At 68.3% G+C, this 18,794-nt stretch carries 18 protein-coding genes; 9 read left to right on the forward strand and 9 right to left on the reverse strand.

The genetic code is table 11. The features are described 5' to 3' along the window. The first annotated feature begins 67 nt into the window (after positions 1 to 67). Positions 68 to 1,141 carry a hypothetical protein gene (locus ACLJOO_RS04715; RefSeq protein ID WP_410785574.1) on the forward strand — a complete coding sequence of 358 codons (1,074 nt, stop codon included), beginning with the start codon at positions 68 to 70 and terminating at the stop codon, positions 1,139 to 1,141. Here ACLJOO_RS04715 and ACLJOO_RS04720 read toward each other — a convergent pair. Beyond that, on the reverse strand, positions 1,138 to 1,533 hold the full coding sequence (locus ACLJOO_RS04720; protein ID WP_410785575.1) for a Dabb family protein: 396 nt from the start codon (positions 1,531 to 1,533) through the stop codon (positions 1,138 to 1,140). The genes ACLJOO_RS04715 and ACLJOO_RS04720 overlap by 4 nt on opposite strands. Before the next feature lie 75 nt (positions 1,534 to 1,608). Between ACLJOO_RS04720 and ACLJOO_RS04725 the strand changes: the two genes are divergently transcribed. After that, the gene (locus ACLJOO_RS04725; RefSeq protein WP_410785576.1) at positions 1,609 to 2,226 is read left to right on the forward strand and encodes a TetR/AcrR family transcriptional regulator C-terminal domain-containing protein; all 618 of its coding nucleotides are present in this window, start codon (positions 1,609 to 1,611) and stop codon (positions 2,224 to 2,226) included. Position 2,227: 1 nt separating this feature from the next. On the opposite strand, the gene ACLJOO_RS04730 is transcribed toward ACLJOO_RS04725, so the two are convergent. After that, the gene (locus ACLJOO_RS04730) at positions 2,228 to 3,700 is read right to left on the reverse strand and encodes an NCS2 family permease (RefSeq protein ID WP_410785577.1); all 1,473 of its coding nucleotides are present in this window, start codon (positions 3,698 to 3,700) and stop codon (positions 2,228 to 2,230) included. Positions 3,701 to 3,768: 68 nt separating this feature from the next. On the opposite strand from ACLJOO_RS04730, the gene ACLJOO_RS04735 reads away from it, so the two are divergent. Further along, positions 3,769 to 4,080, forward strand: coding sequence for a DUF2530 domain-containing protein (locus tag ACLJOO_RS04735; RefSeq protein ID WP_410785578.1), 312 nt, complete (start codon positions 3,769 to 3,771; stop codon positions 4,078 to 4,080). A gap of 402 nt (positions 4,081 to 4,482) precedes the next feature. On the opposite strand, the gene ACLJOO_RS04740 is transcribed toward ACLJOO_RS04735, so the two are convergent. Both ACLJOO_RS04740 and ACLJOO_RS04745 read right to left on the reverse strand, forming a co-directional pair. Further along, positions 4,483 to 4,941: a helix-turn-helix domain-containing protein gene (locus ACLJOO_RS04740; protein ID WP_410785579.1), complete on the reverse strand. Its 459-nt coding sequence runs from the start codon at positions 4,939 to 4,941 to the stop codon at positions 4,483 to 4,485. 218 nt (positions 4,942 to 5,159) lie between these two features. Continuing rightward, the gene (locus ACLJOO_RS04745) at positions 5,160 to 5,942 is read right to left on the reverse strand and encodes a DUF3027 domain-containing protein (protein WP_410785580.1); all 783 of its coding nucleotides are present in this window, start codon (positions 5,940 to 5,942) and stop codon (positions 5,160 to 5,162) included. 105 nt (positions 5,943 to 6,047) lie between these two features. On the opposite strand from ACLJOO_RS04745, the gene ACLJOO_RS04750 reads away from it, so the two are divergent. Continuing rightward, entirely contained in the window at positions 6,048 to 7,886 is a 1,839-nt protein-coding gene (locus tag ACLJOO_RS04750; RefSeq protein ID WP_410785581.1) for an MFS transporter, read from the forward strand. Between the two features lie 111 nt (positions 7,887 to 7,997). Here the strand turns inward: ACLJOO_RS04750 and ACLJOO_RS04755 are convergent, their stop codons facing one another. Beyond that, on the reverse strand, positions 7,998 to 9,551 hold the full coding sequence (locus ACLJOO_RS04755; RefSeq protein WP_410785582.1) for an MFS transporter: 1,554 nt from the start codon (positions 9,549 to 9,551) through the stop codon (positions 7,998 to 8,000). A 100-nt stretch (positions 9,552 to 9,651) separates the two neighbouring features. Between ACLJOO_RS04755 and ACLJOO_RS04760 the strand changes: the two genes are divergently transcribed. Next, positions 9,652 to 10,386 (forward strand): TetR/AcrR family transcriptional regulator, encoded by a 735-nt coding sequence (locus tag ACLJOO_RS04760; RefSeq protein WP_410785583.1) that lies wholly within the window; start codon positions 9,652 to 9,654, stop codon positions 10,384 to 10,386. Positions 10,387 to 10,395: 9 nt separating this feature from the next. On the opposite strand, the gene ACLJOO_RS04765 is transcribed toward ACLJOO_RS04760, so the two are convergent. Both ACLJOO_RS04765 and larE read right to left on the reverse strand, forming a co-directional pair. Beyond that, positions 10,396 to 10,779 (reverse strand): cold-shock protein, encoded by a 384-nt coding sequence (locus ACLJOO_RS04765; RefSeq protein WP_131335000.1) that lies wholly within the window; start codon positions 10,777 to 10,779, stop codon positions 10,396 to 10,398. 146 nt (positions 10,780 to 10,925) lie between these two features. Next, the gene (larE, locus tag ACLJOO_RS04770; protein ID WP_410785584.1) at positions 10,926 to 12,401 is read right to left on the reverse strand and encodes an ATP-dependent sacrificial sulfur transferase LarE; all 1,476 of its coding nucleotides are present in this window, start codon (positions 12,399 to 12,401) and stop codon (positions 10,926 to 10,928) included. Between the two features lie 111 nt (positions 12,402 to 12,512). Between larE and ACLJOO_RS04775 the strand changes: the two genes are divergently transcribed. Genes ACLJOO_RS04775 through ACLJOO_RS04785 form a run of 3 tightly spaced genes read left to right on the forward strand, consistent with a single transcriptional unit; the run spans position 12,513 to position 15,035 of the window. Next, positions 12,513 to 13,442 (forward strand): TauD/TfdA dioxygenase family protein, encoded by a 930-nt coding sequence (locus ACLJOO_RS04775; protein ID WP_410785585.1) that lies wholly within the window; start codon positions 12,513 to 12,515, stop codon positions 13,440 to 13,442. Positions 13,443 to 13,497: 55 nt separating this feature from the next. Continuing rightward, positions 13,498 to 14,091, forward strand: coding sequence for a TetR family transcriptional regulator (locus ACLJOO_RS04780; protein WP_410785586.1), 594 nt, complete (start codon positions 13,498 to 13,500; stop codon positions 14,089 to 14,091). Next, the gene (locus ACLJOO_RS04785; RefSeq protein WP_410785587.1) at positions 14,088 to 15,035 is read left to right on the forward strand and encodes a R2-like ligand-binding oxidase; all 948 of its coding nucleotides are present in this window, start codon (positions 14,088 to 14,090) and stop codon (positions 15,033 to 15,035) included. The genes ACLJOO_RS04780 and ACLJOO_RS04785 overlap by 4 nt, the downstream gene beginning before the upstream one ends. On the opposite strand, the gene ACLJOO_RS04790 is transcribed toward ACLJOO_RS04785, so the two are convergent. After that, the gene (locus ACLJOO_RS04790) at positions 15,009 to 16,172 is read right to left on the reverse strand and encodes an MFS transporter (RefSeq protein WP_410785588.1); all 1,164 of its coding nucleotides are present in this window, start codon (positions 16,170 to 16,172) and stop codon (positions 15,009 to 15,011) included. The genes ACLJOO_RS04785 and ACLJOO_RS04790 overlap by 27 nt on opposite strands. 88 nt (positions 16,173 to 16,260) lie before the next feature. Between ACLJOO_RS04790 and ACLJOO_RS04795 the strand changes: the two genes are divergently transcribed. Continuing rightward, a complete protein-coding gene (locus tag ACLJOO_RS04795; RefSeq protein WP_410785589.1) occupies positions 16,261 to 17,139 on the forward strand; it encodes a LysR family transcriptional regulator in 879 nt (292 codons plus the stop codon). Positions 17,140 to 17,171: 32 nt separating this feature from the next. Here ACLJOO_RS04795 and ACLJOO_RS04800 read toward each other — a convergent pair whose 3' ends face one another. Next, positions 17,172 to 18,794, reverse strand: coding sequence for an AMP-binding protein (locus ACLJOO_RS04800; protein ID WP_410785590.1), 1,623 nt, complete (start codon positions 18,792 to 18,794; stop codon positions 17,172 to 17,174).

Genomic DNA, 18,794 nt, shown 5'->3' on the forward strand with positions numbered 1-18,794 from the left:
CTAACTAAAAACGTTGGACCGCCAGCTGGTATTCCCCAGGGCCGGGCGGCCGATAGAGTTCCTCGTCATGGGGACGACGGCCGAGCTGGAGCGGTACGAGCAGAGGTTCCGGCGGGCGGGACTGCCGCTGTTCATCGAGGACTTCTCGCCGACGCACGACATCTTCACGCGGGCGGCGCCGCTGCTGGTGCTGGTGTTCCTGGCCGAGATGCTCGGCGCCACCTCGCTCGAATGGGACTGGTGGCAGAACCTGCTGGCGGCGATCGGCGGACTCCTGGCACTGATCCTCGGGTTCGGCCTGCTCAACGGGTTGCGCGGACGACCGTTCGGGTCGTTGCCGACCCGCTTCGGGATTCCGGAGCTGATGGTGTTCGTGTTCCTGCCGGCCTTGCTCCCGGTGGTCACGCAAGGACAGGTCAAGCAGTTCTTCGGCGTCGCCTTCGGCAACTTGCTGCTGGTCGGACTGGTGTACGTCGTGGTCGGCTACGGCTTCATCGCCACCGTCGTCTGGGGGATGCGCCAACTGGCCCGCGAGCTGGCGAACTCGGTCGCCAGCTTCGTCCGGGCGTTGCCGCTCCTCCTGGTCTTCTCGCTGGTGCTGTTCATGACCGCGGACATGTGGCAGGTGTTCGCCTGGATGCCTGCCGCGTTCCTCGTCTTCTCCGTGATCGCCTTCGCCCTGCTGAGCACTGTGTTCCTGCTGATCCGGTTGCCACTGGAGGTGGACTCGATCGAGCGCACCGCCGGCTCCGGCCCGCCGCTCAGCAAGAGCCAGCGCTACAACGTCAGCGTCAGCCTGGTGATCCGGCAGTGGATGCAGGTGCTCGTGGTGAGCGCCGGCGTCGGCCTGTTCTTCGTTGCCTTCGGCATGCTCGCGATCAGCGAACACATCTACCAGCAGTGGGGCGTCGACGCCGGCTCGTGGTCGTACCACGTCAAGCTGCTGAACCATCCGCTCGTCCTCAGCGCCTCCTTGATCAAGGTCGCCGTCGGCATCGCGAACTTCACCGGGCTCTACTACTCGATCGCGTTGCTCACGGACTCGACGTACCGCACGGAGTTCCTCGACCACGTCAGCAACGAGCTCCGCGAACTCTTCACCGCACGCGCCGAGTACCTCGAACTTCGGCGTACCGCTTAGACGTTCGCGCCGAACAGCTGGTCGATCCGCTGGGCCCACTCCGGGTACAGCTCCATCTTGCGGGCGGCCACGCCGTACACCGCCTTGCCGATCTCCGGGTCGCCGTCGTCGCTGAAGCGGACGGCGCTCATCTTCTCGAGCTTGTCGAGGATCAGGTCGTCGCCGCTGACGTGCACCGGGTCGTGCATGTACCGCTCGAGCGCGTCGAGATCCGGGATCGCCGCCAGGTACGAGTGCGTGAAGCCGTCCGCGGGATTGCCGAAGTCCTTGCCGACGGCACCGAACGCGACCGAGTCCAGCGAGGCGGTCTTGCGCATCACCGCCAGCACCTCCTCCTGCTCCTCGGCACTCACGCCGTCCTTGAACCGGATCCGCAACACGTTGACGATCATCTGCTCTCCTCCTCGAAAATGCACTGACCAGTGCATTCTACCGTACGCCGAAGTTCAGCAAGCTACCCTGACCAGGTGACAGCGACCCGCGGACGTATCGACAAGCGCCAGGCGATCCTGGACGCGGCCTTCACGGTCTTCGCCCGGGACGGGTACCGGCCCGCGAGCGTGGACACGGTCGCCGCCACCGCCGGGGTCGCGAAGCACACCATCTACAACCACTTCGGCGACAAGCAGTCGCTGTTCCGGGCAGCCGTCAGCGCGCTCGCGGACGATGCGCTGGCCCGCAACCTGGCGGCGGTGGAGTCGCTGCGCCCGGACCGCGATCCGGCGGAGGCGCTGACCGAGGTGGGCCGGAAGCTCGCCGAGTGCTACTGCGACGAGAAGTCGTGGGCGCTCCGCCGGCTGCTGCACGCCGAGCTCGCGAGCATGCCGGAACTCCAGGACATCGTGCGGGAACGCGCGACGGACAAGGTCAACGACGCCCTCGCCGACCGGCTGGCCCGGCTCGCGCTGGCCGGGCACCTCCGCATCACCGACCCGGCGGTCGCGGCGGAACAGTTCGGCGCGCTCCTGACCGCGCCCTTCGACGCTAGGTCCCGCCTCGGTACGCGGAAGATCCCGGCGAAGGAACTCGCCGAGGTCACGCAGAACGCCGTACAGACGTTTCTGCGTGCCTTCGGCAATCGATGACTCAGGTCAGCCAGTCGGTCAGCGGGCCGATCGCGAAGTAGACGACGAACAGCGCCGCGACGACCCACATCAGCGGGTGCACCTGGCGGGCCTTGCCGCGGACGGTCTTGAGGATCACGTACGAGACGAAACCGGCGCCGATACCGGCCGAGATCGAGTACGTGAACGGCATCAGGACGATCGTCAGGAACGCCGGGAACGCGACCTCGATGTCGCCGAAGTCGATGCCCTTCACCTGCGTCATCATCAGGAACCCGACCAGGATCAGCGCCGGCGTCGCGGCCTCGTACGGGACCAGCGTCACCAGCGGCGCGATCACCATCGAGATCAGGAAGCAGATCCCGGTCACGACACTCGCCAACCCGGTCCGGGCGCCTTCGCCGACGCCCGAGGCGGACTCGATGTACGACGTGTTGCTCGAGACGGACGCGGCGCCACCGGCCGCGGCCGCGACACTGTCCACGATCAGGATCCGTTGCGAGTTCGGCGGGATGCCGTCCTTGTCGTTCAGGCCCGCCTCGGCGCCGATCGCGGTCATCGTGCCCATCGTGTCGAAGAAGTCCGCGAGCATCAGCGTGAAGATCAGCAGCAGCGCCGACACCACCCCGACCTTGTCGAACGAGCCGAACAGGTTGAACTCGCCGACCGTGTCCAGGTTCGGTTTCGTGAACCACTGGTCCGGCAGCTTCGGCACGCTCAGGCCCCAGCCGCCGGGGTTCTTGTCGGTGCGGGCGCCGATGTTCGCGATCGACTCGATCAGGATCGCCAGCACGGTCGCGGCCAGGATGCCGATCAGGATCGCGCCCTTCACCTTCCGGGCGTACAGCGTGACGATCAGGATCAGGCCGACCACGAACACCAGCACCGGCCAGCCGCGGAGGTTGCCGCCGACACCGAGTTCGACGGGCGGGCCGCTGAGCGCCGCGGGACGCCGTACGAAGCCCGCGTCGACGACGCCGATGAACGCGATGAACAGGCCGATGCCGACGCTGATCGCGACCTTCAGCTGCAGCGGTACGGCCTCGAACACCGCTTTCCGGAAGCCGGTGAGCACCAGGATCAGGATGATCAGGCCCTCGAGGACCACCAGGCCCATCGCGTCCGCCCAGGTCATCTTGGTCGCGATCGAGAACGCGATGAACGCGTTCAGGCCGAGGCCGGCGGCGAGTGCGAGCGGGAAGTTCGCGAACAGGCCCATCAGGATCGTCACCACGCCAGCCACCAGCGCCGTCGCGACCGCGATCTTCGCGATCGACGCCGCCGGGTCGGTGCCGCCGCCGACGAACTGGCCGGTGCCGTCCTTGACGGTGCCGATGATCAGCGGGTTCAGCACGACGATGTACGCCATCGTGAAGAACGTGACCAGCCCGCCGCGGACCTCCCGGCCGAGCGTGGATCCGCGCTGACTGATCTTGAAGAACGAGTCCAGAGGACCGGAACCGGAGCGGGCCATCGCGGCCTTGGGCGAGCTCATGACCGCATCGTGCCAGTTCCTACCGGGCAGTTGCGAGCACTAATGGGAAACGAAGCTAAGGTGGTGATGTGACGGAGGATCAGGGGGCATCGAAGAAGCGCACGGACCCGACCAGTCAGCTGGCGCGGGGCGAGCTGGTGCACGCCGAGGTCAAGCCCCTCGACCTGTCCGGCATCCCGAGCGTGATCACCGGCATCGTGCTCTGGGCGGTCGCGGGCGTCGTCCTCTTCTTCTTCCGCAACCGCCTCGAAGCCGACGGCCTCGACTGGTGGCTCTGGGTCCCGGTAGCCGGCTTCGGCCTAGGCCTCATCGGCCTCTGGTACTGCAAACACCGCTGGACCGCCATCCAAGCCGGCCACCGCCCCGCCACCGAAGACTGAAAGGACACGGCCTGGCGGCCGTGACAGCCCTTTACGCGTTCGGCGGGCTCCGGTGGTGCGATCGCGCGTCGATGTGACATCCGCGGGAGGACTGGTCTGCGGCGGCATGCCGCCATCTTGCTCCCGCCCGCTCGCGGTGATCGGAGCCGGCGCCTCGCCGTACCTGCGTAGACCTGACCACCGCCCCCAACCTCGCGTCCCGGAGTAGTCGGGTCCACGGCTGGCGGGTTTTGTCAGCGCTGGCCTCCTACAACCCGCCAGCAGGCACGTGCGGCGGCCGGGCGGGTCAGCCCTCGGGGGTTAGTTCGAGGGTGCAGGCCGGCTTGGGCTACGCGGATCAGCAGGTCACGGAGGCTGTTCGGGTAGAGAACGTCGGCGTCGTAGACGACGGTGAACGGCACGTCAGTCCAGACCCATCTCCCGGTTGAGCTCCGTGAGCTCGTCGGCAGCCTGGCGCCGCTCGCGATCGTCCTTGCGCTGGTAGTCCAGCAACGAATCTGCCCGCACCCGACGATGCTTCCCGACCTTGCGGTGGTCGATCTCGCCGGAGTCCAGCAGGCCGATCAGGTACGGGCGCGAGACGTTCAGCAGATCGGCAGCCTGTTGGGTCGTGAGCTCGGCGTGAGACGGAACGACCGACACGCCTTGCCCCGAGGCCATGTGCGCGAGCACCCGCGCGAGCAGCTCGACAGCACCTCGCGGAAGCGACAACGTGTCGTCCGGATCGCCACCCACGACAACGCGGATCGCGTGCTCGTCGACGTGCGTCGACAGGTACCGCTTGACCCGGCGCAGCGCGACATCCGCAGCCTGAACCTCGGCCGCATCCGGTCTGAAGGATGCAAAGTCTGCGGCACTCATCTGTACTCCTCTCAGGGCCGGCATCGACACCTTCATTCGAAGTATCCGAAATAATCGCAACAAACGCAACGCCGCGCGGCAGCGCACGCAGTCGGCCTCAGCCCGGGGTGGGCGGGAATACGCGTAGCTGCCGCGATGCCCGGCGGGGCCGGATCGGGCCCGCCGGAGGCGGCAAGGGGTCAGTCACCGCCGCCAAGGCGGTGTCCGATCGGCGCGGGTCAGTCCTCGGTGGGGGCTAGTTCGAGGGTGTCGTAGCCGGTGGTGTCGAAGGCGTGGTCGGGAGTGGGGGGTTCGGCCAGGTCGATGGTGGCGTCGGAGTGGGCGCCGCAGCCGTAGTCGTAGGAGACGACGCGGGCCTCGCCGGGGGCCATTTCGTTGGCGCAGACGCCGAAGGCCTGGCCGAGGCTGTCGGCGAGGCGGATCCAGTAGCCGCACGAGAAGCACTTGTACGGGACGGCCTGGGCGATCGCGGACGTCGGGCCGAACTCCCCGCCGTACCAGCGCTCGGCGGCATCTTCACGCCCGTACGGCGAAAGCACGCGCTCGCGACCGAGGCCGAGCTCCTCGACCACCGTGAGCACGTCCTCCGGTGCGTCGGCGGTGTCGGTGAACCCGGGCTCGAGGCGCGGATCGTCGGCGTGGGTCGGGAACAGGTCGCCGGGGCGGAGATCGCCGGGCTGGACGCGTTCCGACCACGGGACCCACTCGGGCGCGACGACGGCCTCGTCGCCGGGCAGCATCACGACCTCGTTGACCGTGACGGTCTTGGCACGCGACGCACGGGTCAGCGTGACGGCCCAGCGCCAGCCGCGGTACCCGGGGTGGGTGGAGGCGAAGTAGTGGGTGACGAGGCGCTCGCCCTCGACCAGGTGACCGAGGTGCTCCCCGACCTGCGCGGCGCCGGCCTCGGCGATCGCGGCCTCGCGGGCCGGTTCGATCGCCGCGACGCAGACGGCGTCGGGCTTCGCACGTACCGGTTCCGGGCTTTTGACGGGAGTCACAATCGCCCATTCTCGCACGCCGCCCGCCGTACGCCGAACCGCCGTCACCCACCCGCTTACGCGCGGTGCCTGCCGTCTGTCCCCGGTACGAGGCAGGATGGTTTCATGCAACCCCCCGACCCGAACGGCTCCGGCGGCAAACGCGACGGCGATCCAGCCGTCGGAGGGCCGCGCGCGGACGCCTCGCCCGGGAAGTCTGCGGGCGAGCGGTTCAGCGATGCCCGGGACCGGATGGGGACTGCGAGCAAGAAGGTGGGCCACGCCTCGAAGGTCGGCGCCGAGGGTGTTGCTACAGCATCCAAGAAGGCCGCTGAGGTCGGTGGCAAGGTCGGGCGTGCGACCGGGCGCCGGATCCGCGGCCTGACCAGCGCTCAAGGCGCAGGCGAGTCAGGCCTGTCGCGCCTGATCGAGCTAGGTGCAGTGAACGCAGCAGGCGACACGGCGTTCGCGGTCTCGCTGGCAGGAACGGTGTTCTTCACCGTGCCGAGCGACCAGGCCCGCGACCGGGTAGCACTGTTCCTCCTGCTGACGATGGCCCCGTTCGCGTTGATGGCGCCGCTGATCGGCCCGATCCTCGACCGGTTCCGGCACGGTCGCCGCTGGGCGATCGGCGCGACCCTCGGTGCCCGCGCGTTCCTGGTCTGGAGCCTGGCATCGTCGATCTCCGGCCAGGGATCCGCCTGGCTGTACCCGGCCGCCCTCGGCTGCCTGGTCGCATCCAAGGCGTACGGCGTGACCCGCGCGTCCGCCGTACCGCGCCTGCTCCCCAAACAGATTTCGCTTGTCACGGCCAACTCCCGGATCTCGCTCGCAGGTGTCGCCGGCGCGACCATCGGCGCCGGGATCGCCGGCGCGTTCGCCGCGATCGGCCCGCAATGGTCGCTGCGCTGGGCTGCACTCGTGTACATCGTCGGCCTGGTGCTAGCGATCCGGCTGCCCTCCGCGGTCGACTCCCCCGCAGACGAAGAAGTGACGGGTACGGCGGGACGGGACGCACGTCGCCGCGCGATCACCGCAGCGGTGGCCCGCGGGATCCGGTGCAACCTGGGACTCCGGTTCGTTTCCGGGTTCCTCACCATGTACCTGGCGTTCCTGCTCCGCGACCAGCCGATCAGCGGGGTCAAGGGCGCCGTCGCGGCCGGCGCGGTGATCGCCGCGGCCGGGATCGGGAACAGTCTCGGCACCCTCTTCGGATCGTTGCTCAGGGCACGCAAACCGGAAGCGGTCGTGCTCGTCGTTCTGCTCGCCGACGCGACCGTCGCGGTCGCGGTCGCGATCTTGTACGGCTTCCCGATCCTCATAGCGCTCGGCCTCGTTGCGGGCCTGTGCAGCTCGCTCGGCAAGCTGTCGCTGGACGCGATGATCCAGCGCGACGTCCCGGAATCCGTGCGTACGTCGGTGTTCGCGCGATCGGAGACCGTGCTGCAACTCGCCTGGGTGCTCGGCGGTGGCTGCGGGATCGTGCTGCCGCTGATCCCGCGCCTCGGGTTCGGGTTCCTCGCGGGTGTGCTGCTGATCGTCGTCTTCCTCGTACTGCGGATGCGCCCGACCCGCCCGGCCCAGGGCCCGCTGCGCCCGGGCGGCCTCGGCGGACCACGCACCGACCATGCACCCCACGCGCACCCGACGGAGCACCGGCATCCGGCAAGCGACGAGCACCCGGAGAGCACCACCCGGACGATCCTCAGCGTCGCCGAGCAGCGGGCGAACCGTCAGCGCCGTTCGAGCTCGCACGACGAGCCCACCGTCGAGTGGCGCTCCGCGGATCAGAAGCCGCCGCCCGAACAACCCATGGGCCGGTGGTGGAGCGGTCAGACCGACGAAGACGAGAACACCGGCGAGAACATGGCGCCCTGGTCCGAAGAGCCAACGGTCGAACGCAACCGGAACAGCCCCTTCAAACGCCGCCCCGGCGGCGACCCCCCGCGCCACCCACCGCGCTGACACGAGGGGTTAACCCTCGCGGTGGTGGGTTGTCCCCTCGCATACCAGCCGAGAACCCACCATCCCAGGGGTTGACCCCTGAGATGGTGGGCGGCTTTCTGGAGGAACGGTTCAGGCGACGGGGGCTACGTCGGCCTCCTCGGGTGCGGGCTCCTCGGCGGGAGCGGTGGTGTGGGTGGTGCCGCGGAGGGTGAGGGTGGTGGCTACCGCGGTGGCGAGCAGGAGGACGGCGCCGACCACGGCGACGACGTTCATGCTGTGGGTGAAGGCGTGGCGGGCCGTGGCCAGGATGGTGTCGGCCAACTGGGCGGGCAGCTGGGCGGCTGCAGCAGTCGCCGCGGGCAGACCCTCGCGGACCGGAGCTGCAACGCCAGCCGGCAAGTTGGACGGGACGTCGGCGCGGTAGACCGCAGTACCGATCGATCCCAGGACCGCGATCCCGAGGGCCCCACCGAACTCGGCGCAGGTCTCCATCACCGCGGACGCCGAGCCGGCGCGCTCCGGAGCAACCGAACCGACGACGGCCTCGGTCACCAGAGTCATCACCATCACCAGACCGGCAGCCAACAGACCGGCACCGGCGAGCGGCACTGCCAGCGACGAGTCGACGTGCACCTGGGTGAGTACGCCGTACCCTGAAGCCGCGAGGACGAACGCTCCACCAATCACGTAGGCGCGGTCCATCTTCCCGGCGAGCGCGGTGGCCAACGGAGCCGCGCCACCGACCAGCACCGACGGAGCCAGCGACCACAGCGCCGCCTTCAGCGGGCTCAGACCGTGCACCAGTTGCAGGTACTGAGTCAGGAACACCGCGTTGCCCACCAGCGCCAGGGTCCCGATGGTGTTCGCGGCCAGCGACCCGCTGAACGCACGGTTCCGGAACATCGACAGGTCGACCATCGGGTGCGCCGCGGTCCGCTGCCGCTGGACGAACAGCACCCCGAACACGAGCCCGGCCACGATCGCCACCACCGGCACGACCGCCGCACCATGAGCGGCCAGCTCCTTGATCCCCCAGATCACCGGCAGTACGGCGGCCAGCGACAGCACCGAACCCAGCAGGTCGAACCGACCGCGCACCGGAGCCTTGAACTCGGGCAGCAGCACCGGCGCGAGGACGACCAGCAGAACCATCGCCGGGGTGTTGATCAGGAACACCGAACCCCACCAGAAGTGCTCCAGCAGGAATCCGCCGAGCACCGGACCGAGGGTGATCCCGCCCATCATCACCGCGCTCCAGAACGCGATCGCCTTCGACCGCTGCTTCGGGTCGTGGAACATGTTCCGGATCAGCGCCAGGGTCGACGGCATCAGGGTCGCGCCGCCGATCCCGAGCAGGGCGCGGGCCGCGATCAGCTGCTCCGGGTTCTGCGCGTACGCCGCCGCGACCGAGGCGACCCCGAAGCCGATCGCGCCGAACAGCAGCAGCCGGCGGCGGCCGATCCGGTCGCCGAGCGAGCCCATGGTGATCAGCAGGCCGGCCAGCACGAAGCCGTAGATGTCGAAGATCCACAGCTGCTCGGTCGCGTTCACACCGAGGTCGGCGCTGATGAACGGAACCGCGAAGTACAGCACCGACACGTCCATCGAGACCAGCAGCAGCGGCAGCGCGAGCACCCCGAGCGCGATCCACTCCTTGCGTCCCGCCCGTTCTGTCGAACCCATGACACCCCTCCGAAGTTATCTGTCTACGCCGCACACTGTGTGCGCCATACACAGACCATACACAAGACTGTCTATGCTGTAAACAGATAGGATGGTAACCATGGACGAGCAGGATCTGCCGCGAGTGCTACAGCAGCTGTGGGGTATCGAAGGACGGAGTCGTCCGGGGCCGAAGCCGGCGTTCCACATCAGTGACATCGCGCGGGCCGCGATCAAGCTGGCTGACGCGGGCGGGCTGGGCGCAGTGTCGATGAGCAAGGTGGCGGCCGAGCTCGGCTTCACCACGATGTCGCTCTACCGGTACGTCGACGCCAAGGACGACCTGTACGTCGTGATGCTCGAGCATGCGTTCGGCGTACCGCCCGAGCTGGACCCGGAGCTCGACTGGCGCGGCCGGATCACCGCCTGGGCCGAGGCGTTCCGCGACGGACTGCGGCGGCACCCGTGGATCCTGCAGATCCCGGTCCAGGAGCCCCCGCTGTCACCGAACCAGCTGGCCTGGATGGAGTCCGGGCTGGATGCGTTCGACGGTACGCCGCTCACGCCGCAGGACCGGCTGTCCGCGATGCTGCTGGTGAACATCTACGTCCGCGGTACGGCGCAACTCACCGCGAACATGCTCACCGAACCGGACGAGGTCCGCGAGGCCGACCGGCTCTACACGCAGCGCCTGACGATGCTCGCGACCGCGGACCGTTTCCCCGGGATCGCGGCCACCCTCGAGCAGCCCGTCGACGAGGCCTACGCCGGCGACTTCGACGCAGCCGAATTCGGCTTCGGCCTGAACACCGTCCTCGACGGCATCCACACCCGCATCACCCGCGCGACGCGCTGACCGGGTGGGTCAGACGTCGAGTTTGTCGGCGACGCCGCGGAGGACGGTGGCGACCTGGCGGGCGGACTTGTTGTCGGGCTGGCGGCCGCGGCGGTAGCCCTCGCCGAGGCGGTCGAGGAGTTTGATCAGGTCCTCGATGACGACCTGCATGTCCTCGGGCTTCGGCCGCATCGCCTTCGCGACCGACGGCGGCGGGTCGATCAGCCGGACCTGGAGAGCCTGCTCGCCCTTGCGTCCCTCGACGACACCGAACTCGACCTTCTGGCCCGGCTTCAGGTTGGTGACACCCGACGGCAGGGCCTCGGCGCGGACGTAGACGTCCCCGCCTTCCTCCTTGCTGAGGAATCCGAACCCCTTCTCGGAGTCATACCACTTCACCTTGCCAACGGGCACGGGAGACCTCTCTTTTAAAACAAGCGCAGTAGTCGTCATCGTTCGGAAGCAATCGAGCGCGCAGCGCGGCTGAAAACCCAGCGTACGTGAACCTGCGCAGCGGCGCCTCCGGGAAACTACCTGATCAAGCAGACTTCCCGCACCCCTTACAAGTTCCGGTACTTTTCGGGCTCCGGTAGCCGTTCGTTCATGGAGCCGGACCGGAACCCGCGCGGGTCGACCTGCGCCGCCGGGAACCCTTCGGCCATGACCGCATTCACCAGCGACTCCTGGTCGACCTGGTCCAGCAGCGCGGCATCGATCTCGATCGAGGCGCTGTCCCCGAGGTCCCGGACCCGCACGTTCTGGACGCCGTACGACGTCAGCAGCGAGCGGACCGTCTGCTCGGCGCGATCGACGCGCGCGAGCAGGTTCGGGGTGATCCGGATGCCGTACGCGATCCGGCTGGACAGGCACGCCGCGGCCGGCTTGTCCGACGTCTCGAGACCCCAGCTGCGCGACGCCGTACGGATCTGCGCCTTGGTCAGTCGCGCGTCCTTCAGCGGCGTCAGCGCACCGCGCTCGAAGGCGGCCCGGATCCCCGGGCGGAAGCCGGCGATCGCGTCGTCCGCATTCGTTCCGGTCGCGATCGCGGTGATCCCGAACTCATCGGCGATCGGCTGGAGCGTCTCGACCAGCTCGGCCTTGCAGAAGTAGCACCGGGCACCCGAGTTCGCCTGGTATCCCTCGCGCTCCATCTCGTGCGTGTGCGGGGTGACATGCCGTACGCCGAGGGTGTCCGCGAACCGCGCCGCGGGCTCGAGCTCCGCCGTCGGGAGCGAAGGCGACACCGCGGTCGCCGCGACGACGTTCGCCGGGCCGATCGCCCGCGCCGCCGCCGCGAGCAGGAACGCCGAGTCGGCGCCGCCGCTGAACGCGACCACCATCTTGTCGTACGACGACAGCCGCCGCATGAGCGCTTCGAGCCGCTGTTCGAGCACGTACTCGTCGAGCCAGGCCGGGAACTCGGTCAGGTCGTTCAGTACGACGTCGGCGCCGTACGCACGCAGCTCGTCAGCGGTGAACGGGCCGGTCGCGACCGACACCGCGACTGCTCCGGCCGCATGCGCTCCGTCGATGTCAGCAGTGTGGTCGCCCACGTAGATCGTGGCCTGGTGCTCGCGGAGCGCCGTACCTTTCTCGGCACCGTGCAGGTCGCCGACCGGCTCGTCGACGTCCAGGCCGAGATGCTCGAGGTGCAGCCGGACCGACGGCGTGTACTTCGCCGAGACGACCATCGTCCGCCCGCGCAACGCCCGGATCGCGGCCAGCGACTCGGCCACGCCCGGCAGCGGCAGGCTGCCCGTGATCGCGTGCGACGGGTAGTGCTCGCGGTACCGCGCGACCATCGCGTCGACCTGCTCGGGCGGGAACCAGTTCGCCATCTCCCAGGTCAGCGGCGGCCCGAGCCGGCTCACCACCAGGTCGGTGTCGATCGGCACGCCGGTCTCCGCGGCGAGCAGGTCCCAGACGGCCTGGATCCCCGGACGCGAGTCGATCAGCGTCATGTCCAGGTCGAATCCGACGACCAACTCCGGAACGTCGGCGGTATCGGGAGCGGGTTCAAGAGCGGCGGTTGACACGTCCCCAACCCTACGTGACCCGGCCCGCGGGCGGTCTCGCATCCCGAAACACCTAATTTGTCTAGTAAATCAGTTGGATTATGGGTGATAACCGACCGTGAAGGAGTCATCATGACCACGCAACTGGAAGCACCGGAGATCACCGTGACCAAGGCCGGCGGGGCGATCGGGGCCGTGATCGGCAACGTCGAGCTCGGCGGCGACCTGGCGCCGGAGACCGTCGCCGCGATCCGGCAGGCCCTGCTGGACCACAAGGTGATCTTCTTCCGCGACCAGCACCACCTCGACGATGCCGGCCAGCTCGCGTTCGCGAAGCTGCTCGGTACGCCGACACTCGCGCACCCGACCTCGAAGAGCCTCGACGGCGCGGCGGAGGTCCTGCCGATCGACTCCGACTACGGGAAGGCGAACAGCTGGCACACCGACGTGACGTTCGTCGACCGGATCCCGGCGATCAGCATCCTCCGCGCGGTCACGCTGCCGGCGTACGGCGGCGCGACGACCTGGGCGAACACGGTCACGGCGTACGCGAACCTGCCGGTCGCGCTGCAAGCCCTCGTCGACCGGCTGTGGGCGGTGCACAGCAATGTGTACGACTACGCCGGCCACAAGGACGAGAGCCGGATCGGCGGTGTCGACGTGAAGGTCGAGGAACACCGCAAGCAGTTCGTTTCCAAGCTGTTCGAGACCGAGCATCCGGTGGTCCGCGTACACCCGGAGACCGGTGAGCGCTCGCTCGTCCTCGGTCATTTCGTCCGCCGGTTCGTCGGACTGAGCAGCACCGAGACGACCGCGCTGTTCCAGCTCCTGCAGAACCGCGTCACGAACCTCGACAACACCGTCCGCTGGCAGTGGCAGCCGGGCGACCTGGCGATCTGGGACAACCGCGCGACGCAGCACTACGGCGTCGCCGACTACGACGACCTGCCCCGGCGGCTGCACCGGATCACGCTCGCCGGCGACGTACCGGTGAGCGTGGACGGCGTCCGCAGTACGCCGCGAACGGGCGACGCATCGCACTTCTCCGCACTTGACAACTGAAGACATGATGTCCGAACACTTGACATCTGGAGCCGTTTTGTAAAGCCTCGTCCGCATGGACTCGTTTGCCGATCGAACCAAACGCCGGCTGCGTGACGAGTTGCTGGACGCTGCGCAGGACGCCATCGAGACAGGTGGGTACGACGGGCTTCGGATGGCCGACGTGGCTCGTCGTACCGGGGTGTCCCGGCAGACCGTCTACAACGAGTTCGGCGACAAATGGGGCGTATTGGAGGCCGTCGCGGCACGCGAGACCGAACGGTTCCTGCTGGATGTGAACGCAGCGCTTGCTGAGCAATCCGACCCGATCGACGGTCTCCGGGCCGCGGTCGAGCGGGCGCTCACGCTGGCCGGGGAGAACCCGCTGGTGAAGGCGGCGCTGGGCCAGCCGGGATCGGACCAGGCCAGCCAACTGCTGACCACACGGGGGCAGCAGGTTCTGGAGCTGGCCCACCTTCGGCTGGATGCCCATGTCAGGGAGCACTGGCCGGAGGTTCCCGCAGAGGACGCGACCAGCTGCGTCGACGTCGCCTTGCGCGTCGTCATCAGCCACATCGTCACGCCGGGCCCTCCCCCGGCGGTGGTGGCGGCGCAACTGGCTCGCGTCCTCTCGCCCTTCTTAGCCGAGTCACGGAGGTTGCACGTATGAACGAGCTGCACAGGCAAGGTTTCAGCTCGCTGAAGGCGGGCGGGTTCAACTGGGACGCGCTGCCGTTGCGGCTGTTCGACAAGGGCAACCGCAAGTTCTGGAACCCGCGCGACATCGACTTCAGCCAGGACGCCAAGGACTGGCAGGAGCTGAGCGACAACGACAAGGACAACGCGTTACTGCTGTGCGCGCAGTTCATCGCGGGCGAGGAGGCGGTGACCGAGGACCTGCAGCCGTTCCTGCAGGCGATGGCCGCCGAGGGGCGATTCGGCGACGAGATGTACCTGACCCAGTTTTGCTTCGAAGAGGCCAAGCACACCGCGGTCTTCCGCCTCTGGCTGGACGCCGTCGGCGTCACCGAGGACCTGCACCGGTACGTCGAGAACAACCCGGGCTACCGCGCGATCTTCTACGAAGCGCTGCCCGTCGCGCTCAAGTCGCTGGCCGACGACCCGTCACCGACGAACCAGGTCAAAGCCTCCGTGACCTACAACCATGTGGTGGAAGGGACTCTGGCCCTCACCGGGTACCACGCCTGGAACCTGCTCTGTACGGCGCGCGGCGTCCTGCCCGGGATGCAGGAGCTGATCCGCCGGATCGGCGACGACGAGCGGCGGCACATGGCCTGGGGCACGTTCACCTGCCGCCGGCACGTCGCCGCGGACGCGTCGAACTGGAAGGTCGTCACCGACACGATGGAGGACCTCCTCCCGCACGCGCTGACGCAGATCCAGTGGGCTCTCGACAACTCACAAGAGCTGCCGCCGGAGATCAACCCGACCGCTCTGATGACGTACGCCGGCGATCGCGCGACGCGCCGGTTAGGCGCGATCGAGTCGGCCGTCGGCGCGGACGTGGCCGGCATCGACCTCGACTACTCCCCCGAGAAGCTCGAGGACGACTTCGGCGACGAGGACTCAGCCGCGTTGGCGGCGGTTCGCTAGGAGAACAACGAGCGCCGCGGTCGCGAGGATCGCGGGAAGCCAGGTGACCGTCGTCGTACCGAGATGGTCGGCGACCTGGCCGCCGGTGAAGGCGCCCAGTGCGATCGATCCGTTGTACACCCCGACCAGTACGGCGGACGATGATTCGGGGGCACTGGGCGCCGCCGCGTGCCCCCACGCTTGGGTGCTGACACTCGTTCCGCCGTACGCGAGGCCCCAGATCACCAATAGCACAAGGGATCCGGCGAGGGTGGTGCCGAGGACGGGCATGGCCAGCGCGGTCAGGGCGATCCCTCCGGCGATGACGGCGAGAGCGCGGGTCGGACGGAGGGCGCCGGTGAGGAAGTTGCCGGCGACGCCCGCCACGCCGTACACGAGCAGCAGGGTGCCGATGAGCGCCGGGCCGGTGTGCGGCTCGAGGAGCGGGCGGATGTAGGTGTACGCCGCGAAGTGGCCGGTCACGATCAGCGCGACCAAGGCCAGGCCGACCCGCACCTGCTTGAGCTGCAGGACTTCCCGTACGTCTGCCAGCCGGATCGCGCGCTCCGGGGGAAGGTTCGGCAGGAAGATGCCTAGAGCAACAGTCAGTCCGAGTGCGAGCAGGCCGACGCCGGCGAAGGCGCAGCGCCAGCCGACGAGTTCACCGACGTACGCGCCGGCCGGAATCCCTAGTACGGAGGCGATTCCGATGCCGCTGAAGATGAGAGAGGTGGCTGGACCGGCGGCATGCTCGGGTACGACGCGGCGCGCGAGGCTGACCGTGAGGAGCCAGACGCCGCCGATCGAGATGCCCATCAGGACCCGGGCTGCGATGAAGATCGGGTAGCCCGGGGCTGCTGCGGCGACGAACGCGGCGACGGCGAGCAGAACCATCAGACCACTGAGGACTGTCCTGCGGTCGAGTTTGCCGAGCAGCAAGGGGAGGACGGGCGAGGCGACCGCGGACACGATGCCGGTGACGGTGAGGCTCAGGCCGGCGGTGCCTTCGGTGATGTGGAGGGTGTCGCTCAGCGGGGTGAGCAGGCCGACCGGGAGCATCTCGGCGGTGACCACGGTGAAGACCGTGGCGGCCATGGTCACGGACGCGGCCCACGCCCGCGTGTCAGTGGCCGGCTCGTCGACGCAGATCGTTGTCATGTCTCCAGTGAGCCGCCGCGAGGTGGTGCGGAACAACGGCGATCTGGTCATGCTTGTATTAGCTGAGCTAATCGATGATCGTGGAGTTATGGCTGTCGAGATCCGCGAACTGGAGTGCTTCCTCGTCTTGGCGGACGAGCTGCACTTCGGTCGTACGGCGGAGCGGCTCTACCTGTCGCAGAGCCGGGTGAGCCAGTTGCTGCAGTCGTTGGAGCGGCGGATCGGCGGACCGCTGTTCGAGCGGACCAGCCGGCGCGTGGCGCTGACGCCGCTTGGCAAGGAGTTCCTGACGTCACTGCGGCCGGCGTACGCCGCGTTGGAGCGGGTTGTCGAGAATGCGCGTGAGTACGCCGCTTCCGCTGCCGGGAAACTGCGCATCGGCTTCCAGGGCGCTGCGAACGCCACTGTCCTGAACGCGGTCGCGGACTTCCAGTCCCGGCACCCGGACTGCCTGATCGACGTCTGTGAACTTCCGCTCAACGATCCGTTCGGCGCGCTTCGCCGCGATGCCGTCGACGCCGCGGTGGTCATGCTGCCGGTCGCCGAGGACGACCTGGTCCTGGGCCCCGTCTTCTCACAACAGCAGCAGACGTTGACGGTCTGCTCCAGCCACCGGCTCGCCGCCCGGTCGTCGATCGACGCCGAAGAACTCGCCGGCGAGACCCTGATCGCGATCGCCGGACCTGCCCCCGGCTACTGGCGCCAGGCCCAGGCGCCGACCCAGACCCCCGCGGGCGCCTTGATCCACCGCGGTCCCGACGTCCGCACCCTGCAGGAGGGCCTGTCCCTGATCGCCGCCGGCCGCGGCGCCATGCTCATCTGCCGCCCCACCGCCGAACGCAACAGCTGGAACGGCATCGTCAACCTCCCGATCTCCGGCCTCCCCGACTCGTCCCTCGGCCTGATCTGGCGCCGCGGAGAACAAACCCCCACCCTCCAAGCCTTCGCCAACCACCTCAAGACCTGACCGAATCGCGGTCTTCGGGGCTGGGAGTCTGGTCAGTTCAGGCCGAGGAGTTCGACGGACTTCTCGCGCATTTCGATCTTGCGGATCTTGCCGGTGACGGTCATCGGGAAGTCGTCGACGAGGAGGACGTAGCGGGGGATCTTGAAGTGGGCGAGTTTGCCGGTGGCGAAGGCCTTCACGGCGTCCGCGTCGAGCGGGTCGGTGCCGGGCTTGAGTTTGATCCAGGCGCAGAGTTCCTCGCCGTACTTTTCGTCGGGGACGCCAATGACCTGGACATCCGCGATCGACGGGTGCGTGTACAGGAACTCCTCGATCTCCCGCGGGTACACGTTCTCGCCGCCGCGGATGACCATGTCCTTGATCCGGCCGACGATGTTCACGTAGCCGTCCGCGCGCATCGTGGCGAGGTCGCCGGTGTGCATCCAGCGCGCCTCGTCGATCGCCTCGGCGGTCTTCTCCGGCTCGTCCCAGTACCCGAGCATCACGGAGTACCCGCGGGTGCACAGCTCGCCGGGCTCACCTCGTTCGACGACGAGCCCGGTCGCCGGGTCGACGAGTTTCACCTCGACGTGCGGCATGACGCGGCCGACCGTCGACGTACGGCGGTCCAGGTCGTCGTCCCGCCTGGTCTGCGTGGACACCGGCGACGTCTCGGTCATGCCGTAGCAGATCGCGACCTCGGCCATGTGCATGTCCGCGACGCAGCGCTTCATCACCTCGATCGGGCACGGCGATCCGGCCATCACACCGGTTCGCAACGACGTCAGGTCGTAGTCCGCGAAGTCCGGCAGCCCGAGTTCGGCGATGAACATCGTCGGTACGCCGTACAGCCCGGTGCACCGTTCGTCCTGAACGGCCTTGAGCGTCGCCGCCGGGTCGAACGCCGGCCCCGGGATCACCATGCACGCGCCGTGGGTGGTGCAGCCGAGGTTGCCCATCACCATGCCGAAGCAATGATAGAAGGGAACTGGCAGGCACAGCCGGTCGTCAGCGGTGAACGCGATCGTCTCGGTGACGAAGAAGCCGTTGTTCAGGATGTTGTGGTGGCTGAGCGTCGCGCCCTTCGGGAATCCCGTCGTACCGCTGGTGTACTGGATGTTGATCGGGTCGTCGAAGGACAGCTCCGCCTCGCGCGCGTGCAGTTCGTCGAGCGGGATCCGCGCGGCGTCGTCGCGCAGGGCGTCCCAGTCGCCGGTGCCGAGGTAGATCGTCTCCTCCAGCGTGGCGAGGTTAGGCTTCACTTCCTCGACCATCGCCCGGTAATCGCTTGTTTTGAAGGCGGTTGCGGAGACGAGCAGCCGGACGCCGGACTGGTTCAGCGCGTAGGCCAGTTCGTGGGTGCGGTACGCCGGATTGATGTTCACCAGGATCGCGCCCATCAGCGTGGTGGCGTACTGCGTGATCGTCCATTCGGCCTGGTTCGGGGCCCAGACGCCGACCCGATCGCCTTTCGCGATCCCCCGGGCCATCAGGCCGCGCGCGACCAGTTCGACCTCGGCGCCGAACTCGTCGTACGTCCAGCGCCTTCCGGTCTGGACCTCCACCAGGGCTTCGCGATCGCCGTACTCGCTGATCGTTCGCCTCAGGTTCGCCCCGATCGTTTCACCCAGCAACGGAACCTCGGACACCCCGGACGCGTACGACGGCTGGCTCAT

Origin of the sequence: Kribbella sp. C-35 (genome assembly GCF_046549195.1) — a bacterium.
GTDB lineage: Bacteria > Actinomycetota > Actinomycetes > Propionibacteriales > Kribbellaceae > Kribbella.